This window comes from Undibacterium hunanense, assembly GCF_014284335.1.
Lineage (GTDB): Bacteria > Pseudomonadota > Gammaproteobacteria > Burkholderiales > Burkholderiaceae_D > Undibacterium > Undibacterium hunanense.
Genome location: NZ_JACOGF010000006.1, coordinates 133,018 through 151,065 on the forward strand (window position 1 = coordinate 133,018; position 18,048 = coordinate 151,065).

The 18,048-nt window shown below is 52.4% G+C and carries 15 protein-coding genes; 7 read left to right on the plus strand and 8 right to left on the minus strand.

Going from position 1 to position 18,048, the window contains the following annotated elements:
• Positions 1-450 precede the first annotated feature (450 nt).
• The 4 genes from H8L32_RS13385 to H8L32_RS13400 all read left to right on the plus strand — a co-directional run bounded on the left by H8L32_RS13385 (position 451) and on the right by H8L32_RS13400 (position 5,724).
• Positions 451-1,647, plus strand: a complete 1,197-nt coding sequence (locus H8L32_RS13385) for a serine hydrolase domain-containing protein (protein ID WP_186947739.1) — start codon at positions 451-453, stop codon at positions 1,645-1,647.
• 682 nt (positions 1,648-2,329) lie between these two features.
• A complete protein-coding gene (locus H8L32_RS13390; protein WP_186947740.1) occupies positions 2,330-3,337 on the plus strand; it encodes a ferritin-like domain-containing protein in 1,008 nt (335 codons plus the stop codon).
• Between the two features lie 35 nt (positions 3,338-3,372).
• On the plus strand, positions 3,373-5,268 hold the full coding sequence (locus H8L32_RS13395; RefSeq protein ID WP_186947741.1) for a hypothetical protein: 1,896 nt from the start codon (positions 3,373-3,375) through the stop codon (positions 5,266-5,268).
• Positions 5,269-5,361: 93 nt separating this feature from the next.
• Positions 5,362-5,724, plus strand: a complete 363-nt coding sequence (locus H8L32_RS13400; RefSeq protein WP_186947939.1) for a VIT1/CCC1 transporter family protein — start codon at positions 5,362-5,364, stop codon at positions 5,722-5,724.
• A 236-nt stretch (positions 5,725-5,960) separates the two neighbouring features.
• Here the strand turns inward: H8L32_RS13400 and H8L32_RS13405 are convergent, their stop codons facing one another.
• The 4 genes from H8L32_RS13405 to H8L32_RS13420 all read right to left on the minus strand — a co-directional run bounded on the left by H8L32_RS13405 (position 5,961) and on the right by H8L32_RS13420 (position 10,430).
• A complete protein-coding gene (locus H8L32_RS13405) occupies positions 5,961-6,449 on the minus strand; it encodes a hypothetical protein (protein ID WP_222619349.1) in 489 nt (162 codons plus the stop codon).
• Positions 6,450-7,168: 719 nt separating this feature from the next.
• On the minus strand, positions 7,169-8,608 hold the full coding sequence (locus tag H8L32_RS13410; protein WP_186947743.1) for a hypothetical protein: 1,440 nt from the start codon (positions 8,606-8,608) through the stop codon (positions 7,169-7,171).
• A gap of 111 nt (positions 8,609-8,719) precedes the next feature.
• Positions 8,720-9,211: a single-stranded DNA-binding protein gene (ssb, locus tag H8L32_RS13415; protein ID WP_186947744.1), complete on the minus strand. Its 492-nt coding sequence runs from the start codon at positions 9,209-9,211 to the stop codon at positions 8,720-8,722.
• A gap of 34 nt (positions 9,212-9,245) precedes the next feature.
• Positions 9,246-10,430 (minus strand): MFS transporter, encoded by a 1,185-nt coding sequence (locus tag H8L32_RS13420; RefSeq protein WP_186947940.1) that lies wholly within the window; start codon positions 10,428-10,430, stop codon positions 9,246-9,248.
• 187 nt (positions 10,431-10,617) lie between these two features.
• Between H8L32_RS13420 and uvrA the strand changes: the two genes are divergently transcribed.
• The 3 genes from uvrA to H8L32_RS13435 all read left to right on the plus strand — a co-directional run bounded on the left by uvrA (position 10,618) and on the right by H8L32_RS13435 (position 15,695).
• A complete protein-coding gene (gene uvrA / locus H8L32_RS13425; protein WP_186947745.1) occupies positions 10,618-13,557 on the plus strand; it encodes an excinuclease ABC subunit UvrA in 2,940 nt (979 codons plus the stop codon).
• A 465-nt stretch (positions 13,558-14,022) separates the two neighbouring features.
• Positions 14,023-14,595, plus strand: coding sequence for an aminoacyl-tRNA hydrolase (gene pth / locus H8L32_RS13430; protein WP_186947746.1), 573 nt, complete (start codon positions 14,023-14,025; stop codon positions 14,593-14,595).
• On the plus strand, positions 14,592-15,695 hold the full coding sequence (locus tag H8L32_RS13435; RefSeq protein WP_186947747.1) for a patatin-like phospholipase family protein: 1,104 nt from the start codon (positions 14,592-14,594) through the stop codon (positions 15,693-15,695). The genes pth and H8L32_RS13435 overlap by 4 nt, the downstream gene beginning before the upstream one ends.
• Positions 15,696-15,698: 3 nt before the next feature.
• On the opposite strand, the gene H8L32_RS13440 is transcribed toward H8L32_RS13435, so the two are convergent.
• From H8L32_RS13440 to H8L32_RS13455, 4 genes are read right to left on the minus strand one after another with little or no spacing between them, the layout of a single operon-like run.
• Entirely contained in the window at positions 15,699-16,316 is a 618-nt protein-coding gene (locus H8L32_RS13440) for an acyl carrier protein phosphodiesterase (protein ID WP_186947748.1), read from the minus strand.
• A gap of 59 nt (positions 16,317-16,375) precedes the next feature.
• Positions 16,376-16,627: a hypothetical protein gene (locus H8L32_RS13445; protein ID WP_186947960.1), complete on the minus strand. Its 252-nt coding sequence runs from the start codon at positions 16,625-16,627 to the stop codon at positions 16,376-16,378.
• Positions 16,627-17,082 (minus strand): hypothetical protein, encoded by a 456-nt coding sequence (locus H8L32_RS13450; RefSeq protein ID WP_186947749.1) that lies wholly within the window; start codon positions 17,080-17,082, stop codon positions 16,627-16,629. The genes H8L32_RS13445 and H8L32_RS13450 overlap by 1 nt, the downstream gene beginning before the upstream one ends.
• Positions 17,083-17,101: 19 nt before the next feature.
• Positions 17,102-18,025 carry an SPFH domain-containing protein gene (locus tag H8L32_RS13455; protein WP_230412198.1) on the minus strand — a complete coding sequence of 308 codons (924 nt, stop codon included), beginning with the start codon at positions 18,023-18,025 and terminating at the stop codon, positions 17,102-17,104.
• Positions 18,026-18,048: the final 23 nt, after the last annotated feature.

Consider the following 18,048-nt stretch of genomic DNA (forward strand, 5'->3'; position numbering starts at 1 on the left):
TGCTTAACGACAAAATACCGGAGTAGGAGCAGTCGTTAATGCAAATGATAATGATTCTTATTATATATTACCTGCATAAAATTCCGCAAACTTTGCCCTCAGGATAAATTCGGACACCTGCTATCCACTATCGATCAAGCAAGATCTGACAAAGCGGTCAAGAAAATGATCACCGCTTGCTTCCATGATCTGGGCAAGCGATCCCGGCATCTGTAGTGCCGCTCGCATCGTCATTGATGAGAGAGCCTGCCTCTTGCTGAAACATGGAGCGAACCAGCTCTTTGTCACACTATTGAAAATCATGCCATCTCCCGGGCAGAGTGAAATAGCGCTGTTTTGTATTACCCGTAAATGACCGATTAAAAATAGTAATGTATCTACTTGTTTCAACATCATACTCAGATAAAATCTGCGATGACATCAGCCGGACGGCTATAAAAAAGGGAACGAATGCCTACTATCCATGTAATTTCTGCGACACTGAGTTTGTTGCTGTCATCTCAGGTAATTGCTCAAACCAGCGTACCCGCCACACCTGAAATAGCCGTGGAAAAAAATGTTCCGGTCAACACTGTTACTACTGCTACTACTGTTAACAGTGCGAGTTCGCTGAAGGACAAGCTACAAGCCATGTTCAACACAGCCTGTAGCAAGGATGAATTTTCTGGTGCCTACCTTGTCGCCAAAGGCAATCAGATCATCAGCGAGGCAGCATGCGGTGAAGCCAGCAAGCGCTATCACGTCGCCAATACTATCGATACACGATTCAACGTTGCCTCGGTCGGCAAAATGTTTACCGCCGTTGGCATAGGCCAGCTCGCAGAAGCCGGGCGTTTGTCGTATCGCGACCCAGTGAGCAAATACCTGGATGCAAGCTGGCTGGCACCAGCCGTGGCCAAGAAAATTACGGTAGGCCAGTTACTGTCCCACACATCGGGTCTGGGGGATATTTTTAATCCCCAATTTCTTAATGGCCCTTACATGCAATTGGCGACACTCAAAGACCTGGATGGCTACAAGACATTTACACATGATGCCACTCCCGTTTTTGAACCAGGCAGCAATTATTTTTACAGCAACATAGGCATGCTTTTACTGGGAGCAATCATAGAAAAGGTATCCGGGCAAAGTTACTATGACTATGTGCGCCAGCATGTTTTTTTACCTGCAGGTATGAACAGCACCGATAACTATGTCAGAGACGAGGGGACAGAAAACCTTGCTACCGGCTATATGGACAAAAAAGAGAGAACAGCAGGCAAAAAAGAGAATACCTACCTGATGCTATTGCGCGGTGCCCCTTACGGTGCCGGCTATTCAACCGTGCATGACCTGTTGCGCTTTGCGCAGGCACTGCAAATGGACAAGCTGCTAAAACCAGCAACGCGTAAGCTGTTTTGGCAAGACCACACCGCTGGCCGCGCAGACAAGGGTAGCTATGGGTACGGTTTTGAATTGGGTACCGGCACACTGGGCAAAGTCGCAGGCCACAGCGGACAAATGCCAGGCGTTTATAGCAAGCTGGATATGTATCTGGACAAGGCTTATACGATCGTTGTGCTGTCCAACTATGACCCTGGCCTCTTGCCTTTGGCGGAGCGTATTGCCATGGTGCTGGAGAGTTTGTCGGAACCAGTCTCGCAGTAAACTGGCTCACCTTGCATGGCATATGATAAGCATGGTCGCGCCCCTGAGGCATATAGCCACTTGCCGCATCAAAGCAGGAAATGTTGAAGACAATTCGTGCGCGGTACACCTGGGTTACTGCTATTCAGGGGTGTGTGATTTTTTGCCGATAAAAGTATTGTACCGATTGAGATACGCAGTATTTGTCGGCATGAATTACGCATTGCCGATTTTGTCGACAGCACCGTAAATAGTACGGGCAGCGGCGCACGGGCTCATCACCTGCGCCGTCATTGGCACGATCAGCATGCACTTACTCCGCTCGCCCCAGACACAACGTTCCAGAGGCATGTTGACCCCCTTGTTATTTTAAGTCGATTGCAATCCCCCTCCAGCCTGCTTCGCCTCAAATGTTGCTTAATGCATCATTAATATAAATTCAGCAAAATAATGCTGGAATTTCTATTATCATATAGTAAAGTCATTATATTAATTTATACTGCCTGTCTGCCGCTTGTCTACCGCCGTTATAAGAGGTGGCAGACGGCTAGCAGGCAGGCAAAAAACTGGCCTTATGGTCAGCCTGCTTTTTACTCCACCCTTTTCACCCGCGACACCAACTTGCCAGCTATAGGAGAAGCGCCATGAACACCTCATTGATTCTTGCCAGCCGCCAGCAGCCACACCCCAGCAGGGGGCAAGCATGATACGCCTGCAACTCAATCCCATTGCCAGTGTTGCCGATGCCCAGGCCATGTTGCAAACCGCCATCAATGTTGAATTTGGCACCCTGCCGCCCTACCTGTATGCTCAGCTCAGCATACTGCCCGGCAGCAATGCCCCGGCCATGGCGCGCCTGCAAACCATTACCCATCAGGAAATGATCCACCTCTGCCTGAGTGCAAACATTCTCAATGCCCTTGGCGGCAGTCCCAAGCTGGTGGCACCGGTTTATCCTGGCCCCTTGCCTGGCGACATCGGCTTTGACGGCAAAGTGCTAACCCTGCACCTGCTGCCTTTTGGCAAGTACGCCATGAAACAAGGCATGGACATAGAAATGCCGGTCGATCCGATCGACTTCCCACAACTCAAAATGACCACCTTGGTTGCCACCAAGGCTGTCACCATAGGCCAGTTCTATGAAGCCCTCGATGCCTACCTGAAATCCCTGCCCGCCACCGCCTGGCAGATCAACCGCAACCAGATCAGCGACGCCCAGTTCTTCCCTGGTCAGATCTTTGCCGTCAACAACTATGCCGATGCCCACCGCGCTATCCAGGTTATCGTCTCCGAAGGCGAAGCCACCAGCACCAGCCCGCTCGATTTCAGCAACGAACTCGCGCACTTCTACCGCTTTGAAGAAATCTACCGCAACCAGGTGCTCACCAGCATCCCAGGCAAACCCGGCTTTGCCTGGGGCGAGCCGCTAGGCGTTGACTTTGCCAAATCCTATCCCGCCGTTGCCGACCCACAATTGCTCGACTACAGCAAGCAGCCAGAAGCCGCCCGCGCCGCCCAGCAAGCCTGCACGGTCGCCTACACCGCCATGGTCGACAGCCTGAACCTGGCTTTGAACGGCGATGCCGCCCAACTCGGCATTGCCGTGCGTCGCATGTTTGACCTGCGCATGGCCGCCATTCACGTCCTGCAGACACCGCTGGCCGACAAGAGCAAAGTGGCCGGCCCGGCCTTCATCTACCACGCTGCCTGAACACGGCACACTGCAACGATCACGGGAGAAACAGCATGAGCATTCTGCAATTACCACGCATCCACTTCAAGGGACAAATGTCCTGGGACCCCATCGTCACCAACAACTACCCCAAGTTCTATGATGAAGACAATGCCCAAACCGTCTTGACACCAACCGAAAGCATGAAGCAGTTCCGCCAGGCCGCCATCGAAGCGGCCAAGGGTGGCAACTGGAACCCGGACGGCACCCACCGCGCCGCCTTCTTTGAGACCAGCGTCACCGCCGTTGACCTCGGCCATGGCGCGGTCACTACCGACAAACTATGCGGCGCACCGGCTCTCCTCAACGCCATGCTGGTTGACCTGGAACCGTATGGCGCCTGCACCTCACAATTGTTCTTTGACACGCTGCGCTTTGGCATAGACGGCGGCTGCCGCATTGTTGCCCCGCGCAATGAACGCTTCACCGCGCGCTACATCAACTTTGGCCGCAACTCATTCGGCTTTACTGCTGGCGGCGCCTCCGTCAACTGGCAAACTACCTTCGCCACCGCTGGCCTCACCATCAACAGCCACGGCAGCGATGCCCTGCACGCCCTGCAGCAAGCCCTGTATGAACCCGATGCACTCGGCCTGGTGGTCAGCTTCAATGCCTACCGCACCATCTATTTTGATGATCCCACGCTGCAAAATGGCGTCCCCATACCGGTACAAAAACAACGCGACCTGCTCTACAAAAAATTGCTGGCTGGTGGCTTCCAGCCCAATCCCGCCCGCAGCCTCATCGTCGGCACCATCGGCGTCTGGCGCAAAGGCGAAGCCGCGCACGAACCAAGTGACCGCGCCCTGCTGCCCGATGCCAATGCCAAAGCCTTTGTCGCCACCGCCCACGCCCGCATAGATCGTGGCCATGTCAACCTTGACCTCTCCAACAGCATCAGCGAAACCGGCGCTGCCCTCATCAAACAAGACCTTGGCACCCTGCAAGTGGTGGCCGTCGATGCCGCCAGCAAAAAAGAATACCAGCTGGCCAGCTTCAACTACCCACAATATGACCGCCACGCCTATGAAGCCAGCGCCGGCATCGTCAGCGTGCCTCTCAATCCAGCCTTAAGCGCCGCCGACCTGGCCCATGCCGAATTGGCTGACTGGCAATTACGCAGCAGCAAAGAAGGTTTGCTGCTGAGTGAATCGGCAACACGCATCATCCCGCAAAGCCCCAACCTCTATCTCGACCAGGGCCCGGCTGGCAACACCAAAATGCAAGTCTACCTGCATGGCAAACCCCTGCACAAAATCAGCGACATCACCGTCTATAAAACCGATGCCGCTGGCCAAACCATCACCGGCACGCAAGAGCTCAAAACCAATGCCCAGGGCCAGCTCGTCATCAGCGCCGACGCCAGCGCTGGTCAGGTGTATGCCTACCTGCCCCTGATTGGCAAAAACTTGCCTCCGCCCGATCTGAGCAACGGCATCGACACCCAGACCTACACCTATGCCTATGTGCGCGTACTGCCCGCCGACAGTGCCACCGCCGCCCTGCCCCCAACCTGGGACAATGTGTATAAAAACGTCCTCATCAACTGGAACGCCATGGCCCCCTGCATGGACAACTGGCTAGACCTGGCCAACCCCGTGCAAGTCCACAACTACGCCAGCATCCTGCACCGTCTGACCGACCCCAAAGCCTTTGAAAGCTACCTCTTCATGCCCGTCACCCGCGACATGACAGTCGGCCAGCGCAGCCTGCTCAACAACTTCCTCAAACAAGCCCTGCCCCACCCAGTCGAACTGGCAGAAAAAATCGCCCCCCACACTTTGGCCGCAGCAGCTCCAACACCGGCAGCAACGCCAGTCAGCGACAGCATCGCGCCCCAGCAACAGCCAACCGGCAAGCCCAATTTTTCCGAGCTAAGCCGCAGCCTGCGCAATGTCGATCATGAATAGGGAGACGTGAAACAGAAAGAAGTGAAATAGAGAGAAGTAGCGCAGGCAGCACCAAGGCAGGGCGCAGGCTTTTGTTCAAGAACCTGCGCCCTCATCGTCAAAGACGAATACAGGGAATTGGCGAACATCTATGTCGATCGCGGCCCTGATGCAGCACTGGCACAACAGGTGGCAACCCAATTGATGGCACACGATGCGTTGGGAGTGCATGCCAGAGATGAGTCAGGTATTACCGACATGTTAAGCGCCAAACTATTGCAGGCAGAATTCGCGTCGGCAATCAGCTTTGCCTTGGGTTGTTTGCTCCCATTGCTGATCGTGGTATTTGCGCCGGTTGATCAACTGATTTTATTTGTAGGAATCGGCTCACTACTCTTTCTTGCTACCCCTGGCGGTCTAGCCGCGAGGGTCGGCGGTGCTAACGTCATAAAAGGCATTGTTCGTATGACATTCTGAAATGTACTTGCGATGGGCGCAACAGCCGCAATTGGCAGCATATTCGGCATATTGGGATAACAGATCCCTCTAGAAATTTTCACCAGCGAATTGTGGTTCTGTCGCAATAAGAGGCCGCCCCTGCTGCCATCAGGAGCAGAAGAAAATGCGCGGCTTTACTTCCGATAAGACTAGGGATGCAGATTGGGACACCCCGCATTTTCCAGCATGAATGAAATCTGCTGGCGAAGTGCCGCTTAAAACGTCGATTCCCATTGCGCATTGCCGCTTTTATCGGTCGCACCGTAAATAGTACGGGCAACGGCGCACAGGCCCATCACCTGCACCATCAACAGATACCATCCAGCCCCACCCGCAGCCACGGAATCACTGGTATGGTTGTCCAGGTGCATGGTGTGTTTGACTTTGGTCACGTAAAGCGAGATGAACTCCATAAATGAAGCAGGTGAAAAGTGTGCCACACTGCCCATCAAATAGAAACACACGTAGATACCCAGAAAAATTTGCACAGCAAAAGCGACTGCGACCACCAGCAAAAAGGCAAAATCGATTCGCTTTGCCTGGAACTTGAAGATGTTCGCCGCGAAGTAAAAACCACTCATGGCGATAAAACCCATGACAATGGCACCTATCGGCAGAACGACCAGGTAAGAGAAAGAAAAAAGATTGATTCCAGTCCAGCGCCACATCAAGGTGTTGAAGACACTAAGCAGCAAAGAGCTCATCAGGCAACATAACCAGGTAATTGGTCTTGCATGCGTCAATGTATTTGTCACGGAATTGCCTTGAAGGTGGTAGTGAGACGAATAAGGATGTGGCAGTCTCGGTATCTAATTACATCCTGCTATCAATCACCGTTACCGCCACCAAATTCATCTATTCCACGTCAGAAGATTTCCTGTCCGCCAACGCCGACCACCTAGACAGCTTCGACCTGCCGCTGATAGCAAGACAGTTCGACTTGTTAGTGACATAGCATCCGCGCAACGACAATGATCCAGTCACCGGTAGTGATTGGAGCAGTTGGGGGCGGAGATTGTTGCCGGGGTTGAATTAGGGGTACGTCCAGACCAGCATAAGAGTAGAAGCTGCTGCCACCGAACACAGAAAAAAACTTGTCCAATCTGTCCTACGCAATAGATCACTAGCACATTGCTGGCGAACAACAGCATCACAGACATTCTCACCACCGCATCCGGCAACATGACCACCATGGCGGCGTGAAAGTCATTACAAACAAAGACTGGTTCGCCGCCCTCCATCAGGCACTGAGGAAATCTATCATATCTATGCCGAGAGTTTCAAGGTTGAAAAGCATTTAAACAAGATTTTGGCAGAAGCGCAGGGCATTGTGGATTGGCGTTGTCTCCATTAGATAGGAAGAGACTTTAGCATTAAAGGCGGTCGCCTAACCTTTGACTCTTGAGTAATCCTTAAGATCTAACTAATCTCGATAAAGGCGCTTCTCCAAAAGGTTATAAACGGTCACGCTGAAAACTGCACCGCGAATTTCAAGTGCATGCAACCTTGCCTTGAGCAGATCAGCATTAAAATCATAGGTTTTGAGGCATTGATGTGCGCTGATCATATCGGAAAGTAGTGCATAATTTTTTTTATGCACTTCTAACTTGGGATCATCCCTTTTACGAATCCAACGTATTGCAGTGATCCCCCAAAACAACAACCAGAAACCACTTTCGCTTATAAAATTTGCGACGCTAGCAGCAATGGCCGTAAGTCCCAATGAATATGCTTCACAGAATATAGACCCCAGACCTTCGGTGAGCGATAGACGCAACTGCTTCCAATAACCAACAGGCTCTATTGATTCAGCGATTGGGAAACCTAACAAATGATTTTTTGCCAGTATAGTTCTGGCAAAATTAATAGTTTCTGAATAGATGAGCGCATTGATAATCGCCCATTCGAGTAATGGTGAACACAATTGCTTGTGCTCGTAATAAAGACGAGCTAATTCTTCTATTTCCTCAACGTTCGGTGACAATCGCTGGGCATTCAATTCTGATGCGGCTTCGCCTGTTCGTAACACCTGCATAATAGGTACGTGTATCCAGACGCGGTCATATGATGAGATGAGCTTATCTGACAATGATTTCGGCAAATCAGAAACCTGCTCCAAAAATTCAGTAGGGGATAAACGAAACAAATTTTGAGGAATTCTCTCTACTGTGTTTTCCTCCATGGAATGAAATGAACTTACAAGATAACTCATAATTTCATCCAAAGTTTCAATCACATTCCATCTGGTTGCACTCAAGTCTTGTAGCGCCAGTCCAGACGACAACTCAACGCCAATACGATACCTCAGCGCCCAACGCTTCGATAGAACTTTCTCGGCGACAGCCTGATAGTAGCTACTGTCTTCATAGTTCTGCGGGACAACTTTGACAAAATGCTGGGAACTTTCCAAATGTAGGGTGGCAGCTTTAGCCCTTACATTTGCAAAGTCCCGCTCAACAGTAAATTTATTTACCCAGTCAGAAAGTTCTAAATAGAGATTGCACCTGCTATGAGAAATTATGAGGCTTGCCCTAAGAGCTTCAAATAGTGACTTGGAAACTAGGACCGACACGGTCATCCGAACATCTTTGGGAAACTGGCCGTAACTCTCAAGGTAATTAAACATGAAACATTCAACGTGGTCTTCCTCTCTGTCGGCCACAACTTGAATTCTTACTTCGCATTGAGTCAGCTTGGCAGTCTTGTCAGGGTAACCTTCATGAAGTACTTGTACATATGGATAGCGCAATAATCCCACACCAAAAATTTCGGTAGTAAGCAACTCATTATCTTCGGTTTTCTGCAAAGTTACGCGGGTAGTAAGTTGTGCAACTTCGATACAAAGCTCTTGGCTCGATAGCATATTCTTCCTTTTCAGTCGTATAGCAAATGAACCACAAAAATGTGCTTATAAAAAAACCCACTCCTCTCTCGAAGAACGGGCTTGAATCGATATCAATACAATTTACTCGAATTAAAACGGAATATCATCATCCATATCCGAGAAATTCGGTGCCGGGCGGGATGCTGGTGCCTGGCGTTGTTGTGGTGCTGCCTGTGGGCGTGGAGCTGGTGCTCCGCCGCCACCGCCGTAGCCGCTGTCATCCATCGGTGCGCCGCCGCCCATGCCCTGGCGGCTACCCAGCATTTGCATGCTGTCGGCTTTGATGTCGGTTGCGTATTTTTCTACGCCGTCTTTGTCGGTGTATTTACGGGTGCGCAGGCTGCCTTCTACGTACACTTGTGAGCCTTTTTTCAGGTACTGGCCAGCGATTTCTGCCAGCTTGCCGAAGAAGGTGATGCGGTGCCATTCGGTCTGTTCTTTCTTTTCACCGCTGGATTTGTCTTTCCAGCTATCGGTGGTTGCCACGGTGATGCTGGTCATTGCATCGCCTGATGGCATATAACGGGTTTCCGGGTCTCTCCCAAGGTTGCCGACGATAATGACCTTGTTCACTGATGCCATATGTTTCTCCTGAAGTTTCCTGATACAAATTAATTTAAGCCTCTGCCCCAACGGCAGCTTTGCTGCGTTTGGGTATATTCGGCATATTGACAGCGATAAGCAGCCATATCGCTGTCAGGACTGCGCTTACAACAAAAACGGATGAAGCTGCCATATGCTGCTTTATCCAGCCTCCCAGCGCACCACCACAGAACAGGCCTATGGCCTGCAAGGTGTTGTACACACCGAGAGCAGCCCCTTTGGCTGCAGGCGGGGCAATGCGTGATACCAGCGAAGGCTGACATGCCTCCAGAATATTGAATGCAATGAAAAAAACAAACAACAAAATCACCAGCATGAGCGGGGACTGCAGGTATTGCCACAAACCCAGTTCAACTAATAATAATAAAGCAATTGCAACCACAAATACCTGTTTCATTTTGCCAAATTTTTCACCGATGAAGATTGCTGGCAACATGGCAATAAATGAAGCAAACATGACGGGCAAATACACTTTCCAGTGTGCTGCCACCGGCAAGTCGGCATATTGCACCAGGGCAGATGGCACGACGACAAACATGGCCATCTGTGTCATATGCAGGGCAAACACACCGTAATTCAGGCGCATCAGCTCACGGTTTTTAAGAATAACGGAAAACGGTACCGGCGCATGGTGGACGGCAGGGGCATCTGGTGTCACAAAGACCACGACGGCAATGCCGACCAGGGCCAGCACGCCGGTCATGGCAAAAATGCCACCCATGCCTATGCTTTGATACAACAGTGGTGCAGCCACCAGCGAAAACGCAAACGTCAGACCGATAGAGCCGCCGACCATGGCCATGGCCTTGGTACGGTGTTCTTCACGGGTAGAGTCGGCGATCAGGGCGGTGATGGCGGCAGAAATCGCCCCCGCACCCTGGATGGCCCGCCCGATGATGACGCCAACCACGGTGCTTGCCGATGCGGCAACAAAAGCACCAATGGCAAACAACAGCAAGCCAATCACGATAATGCGCTTGCGTCCGAACTTGTCTGAGGCGATGCCAAACGGTATCTGCCCGAATGCCTGGCTCAGTCCATAGATACCCATGGCCAGGCCGATCAGGCTGGCGTTATCGCCATCCGGCAAGGTTTTGGCGTGGATGGCAAAAACCGGCAGGATCAGGAACAGGCCCAGCATACGCAGGGCAAAGATGGATGCCAGCGAGGTACTGGCGCTGATCTCTTGCCGGCTCATGCCGGCAGGTTCCATTTCATTCAGCGTAGAAGCATCTGAAGGTGTTGCAATAGTCATATTCAAAACCCGCCTGATCAATTTAACTTACATAAAGCAAAGACGAGCCCACGGTAATTTTCAAAACCCGTTATAGTATCAGGTTGCACGCCTACTTCCCCCAATTCGGCCCAAATTCAGCTCCAATACCATGACCACACGTACAAAAGCAGCAAAAGCGGCTAAACCCGCAGAAATCGATTTTGATGCCAACGACATCCAGTTGGCACAAAAGCGGGACTTGATACGCGTACGCGGCGCCCGCACGCACAATCTGAAAAACATCAGCCTTGACCTGCCGCGCAACAAGCTGGTGGTCATCACCGGTCTGTCGGGTTCGGGCAAGTCTTCACTGGCGTTTGATACGCTGTATGCAGAAGGCCAGCGCCGTTATGTGGAATCGCTGTCGGCCTATGCGCGTCAGTTTTTGCAGTTGATGGAAAAACCGGATGTGGACTTGATTGAAGGTCTGTCACCAGCCATTTCCATCGAACAAAAAGCCACCTCGCATAATCCGCGTTCGACAGTCGGTACCGTCACCGAGATCCATGATTACCTGCGTCTGCTGTATGCACGTGTAGGCACGCCATATTGCCCTGACCATCCAGAGAACCCACTAGCGGCACAATCAGTATCGCAAATGGTGGATGCCGTGCTGGCCATGCCGGAAGATACCAAGCTGATGATACTGGCCCCGGTGGTTGCCAACCGCAAGGGCGAGCACATGGATTTGTTTGAGCAGATGCAGGCCCAGGGTTTTGTGCGCTTTCGTGTGCAGAGCGGCACGCATGACGCCAAAATCTATGAAGTCGATAACCTGCCCAAGCTGAAGAAGACCGAGAAGCACACCATTGACGTCGTGGTAGACCGCGTCAAGGTCAAGGCAGACATCAAGCAGCGTCTGGCAGAATCTTTCGAGACCTGCTTGCGACTGGCAAATGGTCGCGCCCTGATTGTGGATATGGACAGCAATCATGAGCAATTATTCTCGAACAAATTTGCCTGTCCTATCTGCGGCTATTCATTGCAAGAACTGGAACCACGCCTGTTCTCTTTCAATAACCCCATGGGTGCCTGCCCGGAATGTGATGGCCTGGGGCATATAGAATTTTTTGATCCAAAACGGATTGTCGCCTTCCCTAATCTGTCGCTGGCCAGTGGTGCCGTCAAGGGTTGGGACAGGCGTAATCAGTTCTATTTCCAGATGCTGTCGAATCTGGCCGCCTACTATGAATTTGATATCGACACGCCTTTCGAGCAATTGCCGGAATCAGCGCAACAAATCATTTTGTATGGCTCGGGCAAGCAACAAATACCGTTTACCTATATCAATGAAAAAGGCCGCACCGTCATCAAGGAGCATAGCTTTGAAGGCGTGGTCACCAACCTGCAACGCCGTTATCGCGAAACCGATTCGATGGCCGTCAAGGAAGAGCTGGCCAAGTTCATCAATGAAAAACAATGTCCGTCCTGTAATGGCGCACGCCTGCGCATCGAAGCACGTTTCGTCAAGGTCGGTACCGGCAAGCAAGAGAAAGCCATTTACGACATCAGCGCCATGCCGCTGCGTGAAACCCTGCATTTCTTTGAACACCTGAAACTGACCGGTGCCAAGCGCGACATCGCCGACCGCATCATCAAGGAAATCACGGCCCGCCTGACCTTCCTCAATAATGTCGGTCTGGATTACCTGTCACTGGAACGCAGTGCCGATACCCTGTCTGGCGGCGAAGCCCAGCGCATACGCCTGGCATCACAGATCGGCTCTGGTCTGACTGGCGTCATGTATGTGCTGGATGAACCCTCGATTGGTCTGCATCAGCGCGACAATGACAGGCTGATCGACACACTCAAGCATTTGCGCGATATCGGCAACAGCGTGCTGGTGGTAGAACATGATGAAGACGCCATACGCTGCGCCGACTTTGTGGTCGACATGGGCATTGGTGCGGGTGTACATGGCGGCGAAATTATCGCCCAGGGTACGCTGGAAGACATCATGAGCAACAAGCGTTCGCTGACAGCACAATACCTGAGCGGCGCGCTGGAAATTGCTGTCCCTAAAAAGCGTACAAAAGCGGACCCGGCCAAGCAATTGCTGATTGCCGGTGCACGTGGCAATAATCTGAAAAAAGTCTCGATGAAATTGCCGGTGGGCTTGCTGACTTGCGTCACCGGTGTATCCGGCTCTGGCAAATCAACGCTGGTGAATGACACGCTGTACCACGTCGCTGCACGTCACTTGTATGGTTCACAAACCGAACCAGCCGTGTTTGACCATGTCAGCGGTCTGGAACATTTTGATAAAGTTATTTCTGTCGATCAGGCACCTATTGGTCGCACGCCACGTTCCAACCCGGCGACCTATACCGGTTTGTTCACACCGATACGCGACCTGTTTGCCACCGTGCCGACAGCAAAGGAACGCGGCTACAGTGCTGGCCGTTTCTCATTCAATGTCAAGGGTGGCCGTTGCGAAGCCTGCCAGGGCGATGGCGTCATCAAGGTCGAGATGCACTTTTTGCCTGACGTGTATGTACCCTGCGATGTCTGCCACGGCAAACGCTATAACCGCGAAACCCTGGAAGTGCATTACAAGGGCAAGAACATCAATGAAGTGCTGGGCATGACGGTGGAAGATGCATTTGAATTCTTCAAGGTGGTTCCCATCATCGCACGCAAATTGCAAACCCTGCTGGATGTGGGTCTGGGTTATATACGCCTGGGGCAAAGTGCTACCACACTGTCGGGTGGTGAAGCGCAGCGCGTCAAGCTGTCGCTGGAACTGTCAAAGCGTGACACTGGCCGCACTCTGTACATTCTGGATGAACCAACCACGGGCCTGCATTTCCACGACATTGCGCTGCTGCTGAAGGTAATACACAAGCTGCGTGATCAGGGCAATACACTGGTCATCATTGAACATAATCTGGATGTGATCAAAACAGCGGATTGGCTGATTGATCTGGGACCGGAAGGTGGCGCTGGCGGCGGGAAGATCATTGCTACCGGCACGCCGGAAGAAGTGGCAGCCAATCCAGATAGCGTCACTGGGAAATATCTGCTGCCATTGTTGAAAAAATCAAAATAATCGTTTTCCCTTTGTGGGTAAAAAGCCGTATTTCCTTTGCGGGAAATACGGCTTTTTAATGGCTGTGGTCGCTTGATAAGTGCGGCCTCATGGCCATATTTACAGGTGCGCCACAGCGCTTGGTTATAATAGAACTCATTTCATGAATAGGGATGAGATGCGTTTGCCTCATAACGTGGGTTGACAAGGCGGACGAGGCAGTCAATAGCGGTGCTATTGATAACGAATCCAACGCAGTCCAGCACGCGTTATGAGGCAAACCCTTCGGGAGCTGGCGATTCGGGCGCATTGCTACGTTGCGCCGCTTGCTAAGGCACCAGCCTTAGCTGCAAGTGTCACCCTTGACGCCTTGCACTGCATCCCGAATCGCCTTGCTCGCACTCATCCCTATTCATGAAATGAGTTCTAAATTTAATCCGTCGCGGCACGCCGTAGCAAAACATAATTAAGAATCTGCCGCAACCTATGAGCATACGTCTGATAGTTGGCCTGGGAAACCCCGGCCCCGAATATGAACAAACCCGCCACAATGCGGGCTTTTGGCTGGTCGACCAGTTGCCGGTCAGCCTGCAAAGGGACAAGAATTTTAATGCCCTGGTTGGCAAGACCCGTATCGCCGGTCACGAGGTCTGGTTGCTGGAACCACAAACCTTCATGAACCGTTCTGGTCAGTCAGTAGGTGCCATCTGCCGCTTTTACAAGATCACGCCTGACCAGGTGCTGGTGGTGCATGATGAACTGGATATGCTGCCTGGTGTGGCCAAACTCAAACAGGGTGGCTCATCCGGCGGGCACAATGGTCTCAAGGATATTACCGCTGCACTGGGCACCCAGGATTATTGGCGCTTGCGTATAGGCATAGGCCATCCGCGCAGCCTGAACCTGCAACAGGGTGTGGCTGACTTTGTCTTGCACCGCCCACGCAAGGAAGAGCAAAGCCTGATCGATGAAGCGATAGCAAAAAGTCTGGATGTATTACCCATGCTGGTTGAAGGAAAGTTCCCGGAAGCGATGATGCAACTACACACCACCAAATGAAATCGGCAATCCAAATTCATGCCGGTCGCAAAGCCTTTGACCATCTGCGTCAGCATGGCTTGCGGGCGCAGGATGTGGCCATCATTCCCGCTGCGGCAGGTGGCCCCAAGGGGCTGATACTGCAAGCGCTGGATCAATGGATTTTTGGTGAATGGTTGCCGACCGCCCCGCGTGAACGCACGTTGATTGGTGCATCCATCGGTGCATGGCGCATGGCAGCGGCCAGTCAGGCTGACCCGGTGGCGGCATTTGCACGTCTGGGGGATCTGTATTGTGAACAGCGCTATCCGGAAAAACCGACGGCCCAATACGTCACACGCGAAATACAGCAACTACTGCATGCCTTCATCGGAGGCCATGAATCAGATATCGTGCATCAACCACTGCACAGGCTGCATTTGCTGGCCGGACGTGGGCGCGGTTTGCTGAATGCGCCCAAATCCCAGCACAAGGCCAAGGCAGGTTTTGTGGCGGCCAGCTTTGCCAATCTGGCGTCACGCTCGCGTCTTGCCAGGCATATGGACAGGGTGGTCGTGGGCGACGTGCGCGACCCGCTGTTCTGGCTGAAGGCGCGCTTTGACAGTTTTGATACACATTTCTGCCAACTGACAGAAGACAATCTGGCCCCGGCCCTGCTGGCCTCTGGCACGCTGCCACTGATCATGGAGCCGGTGGCAGATATACCGCACGCACCGACTGGTAGCTACTGGGATGGCGGCATTATCGATTACCACCTGGCGCTACCGTATTCACGCGTGGCCGGTGACAAGGATGGTGGCCTGGTGCTGTATCCACATTTCACTGACCATATCGTACCCGGCTGGCTAGACAAACCCCTGCCGTGGCGCCGCGCCGGTCTGGGCAGAAACCGCGAATGGCTGGACAATGTGCTGATGATCGCACCGTCGCCGGCTTTTTTGAGAACCCTGTCACGTAGCAAACTGCCAGACCGCAAAGACTTTTTTTACTATGGCACTGACCACGATTTCCGCATACTGAACTGGAAACTCGCTATTTCAGAAAGCAGCCGCATACGCGATGACTTTGCAGCATTCGTGGACAAGCCCGACATGAGCCAGGTCATACCGCTGAATTTTTAATTTCTACATCACGACAGGTGATGGCAAAACCAGAGCACCGTTCTGCCGTTGCTCTGCCACATAGGCAATCAATTCGGGGAAGAATTCCAGGAAGCCTGCCGACAAGGCGGCATGATGGGTTTCCAGATCGGCGATACCTTCACGCAAGAGATGTCCATTCCTTGACAGCCTTTGCGACACCCGGCGCAAGGCAATATCGACACCGGCAAAGTTCTGGTAAGAACCCAGCCAGTCCTGGCTGACCATGTACGGCAATGCGCGTTGCAGCCTGTCAGGCAAAATGCTTTCATGCGCCTGCAAGGCAGTGTAAAAACGTGCGATCAAATCTTGCATGGGCGCGTCAGAATAGCGCGACCAGTGCTGGCTCAGTACGTGGTCATAAAACACATCCAGCAAGATACCGGCATAACGCCGGTGCTGTGGCTGAAACAGCCGCCTGGCATCCAGCACCAGCGGGTGACTGTCGGTATAGCTGTCTATCTTGCGGTGCAGGATAATATCTGTCTGTATAGGCAGCGCATAACGCGCGGTGTCGCTGGCTTTGACGAAATCCCCCAGCAAGGCACCAAGCATGGCTTGGTCGCTTTGTTGTGCCAGGAAGATGTGGGCGAGATAGTTCATAGAATCAGCCAGAGTTTACCCCTCTTTGGGCCAGGCTGCCGAAGAGCCTGGCAAGCACTCTACGGCCCTTCGTTATCTGCCTTCGTAGTACCACCAGTGCCACCAGTACCGCCAGCACCACCAGTACCACCCTCCATTTCAGCCTTGCCCGGCACAGGAATATGCCTGCCACGCTGTTGCAGGGCTTGCCGTAGCAGATATTCAACCTGCGCATTGGCGCTGCGCAGTTCCTGGGCCGCCATACGTTCGATCTCGTTCCACAACACGGGATCGATACGCAGGGGGAAGGATTTTTTCCCGGGGCTGGCCATTATCTACCGTTCAGACGTGGGGTCAGGTAACTGAGCAGACGTTGCGGGTCTTGCGTACCGAGGAGTATGGTCTTGCCATTACGCATGATCAAACGTATCGCTTGCTTGCCATGTGCGTTATACAGCATGCCCTGCCTGGTTCTGCGTATGCCCCAGCCATCCAGAAAGCTGGTATTGGTAGGCCCTGCCGCCTGGATGTCAGCCAGTGCGACTTTCCACACTGGCCAGCCCAGCCAGCCAAACCGCCAGGACAGATGAGTGGCATCTACCCGTATAGTCAGGCTACCCAATATCAGTAACACCAGCAGATTAACCAGCAGCACGATGAATGGTGCCCATACAGGACGTGAACCATCTGCGTGCATATGCATCCACATGTTAACCAGGCCCATCAAAGGCATGAATATCCATAAAAACTTGAATAACTGTCTTTCCACATAAATAGGGTGTTGCATATGCTTGGTCCATTAACTTTTAGTTGTACAAGGTGCCGGTATTGATGACAGGCTGGGTCTCCTTGTCGGAACACAGCACCACCAGCAAATTGCTGACCATGGCCGCTTTTCTTTCATCATCGAGTTCACATATCTTGCGCTCTGACAGACCCTGCAATGCAGCTTCCACCATACTGACTGCGCCATGCACAATTTTTTTGCGGGCGCTGATGATGGCTTCTGCCTGCTGACGGCGCAACATCACCTGGGCAATTTCTGCGGCATAGGCCAGATGGGTCAGCTTGGCATCTTCAACATCGATACCGGCAGCGGTAAAGCGTTTGTGCAATTCGTCACGCATGGCACCGGCAACCACATCCATGCCTGCCCGCAGGGTCGTTTCGCCTTCGGCAAGATCTTCACCATCGTCATAGGCATACTGCGTTGCCAGATGACGTATTGCAGCTTCTGCCTGTATGTTGACGAAGCGTTCAAAATCATCGACATTGTAAATTGCCAGCGCCGTATCCTGCACGCGCCAGATGATGGCCGCGCCAATTTCGACGGGGTTGCCGCGTTTGTCATTCACCTTTAAAGGCGCAGTGTTCAAGGTGCGGGCGCGCAGGCTCAGCTTGCGCTTGGAATAAAAAGGATTCACCCAGCGCAGGCCTTCGCTGCGGTCTGTCCCTTTGTACTGACCAAACAGCGACAGTAAAGCCGCTTCATTCGGTTGCAGCATATACAAGCCAGTCAAGATGAAAATACCTACCACGACGACAGCCAGACGCAGCAATACCCCCGGCACACTGGGGTCGCCACCCACACCAACCAGACCGATAAAACTATAGGCACCGCCTGCCACAAGAAGCAGGCCAACAATAATCATGAAATAACCGTCTAGCGATGGGCGGGAGCGCTCTTGTATTAATTTTTTATCACTCGCAGACACTGAGGTAGTACTCATACTTTCTCCTGATAGATGGCACT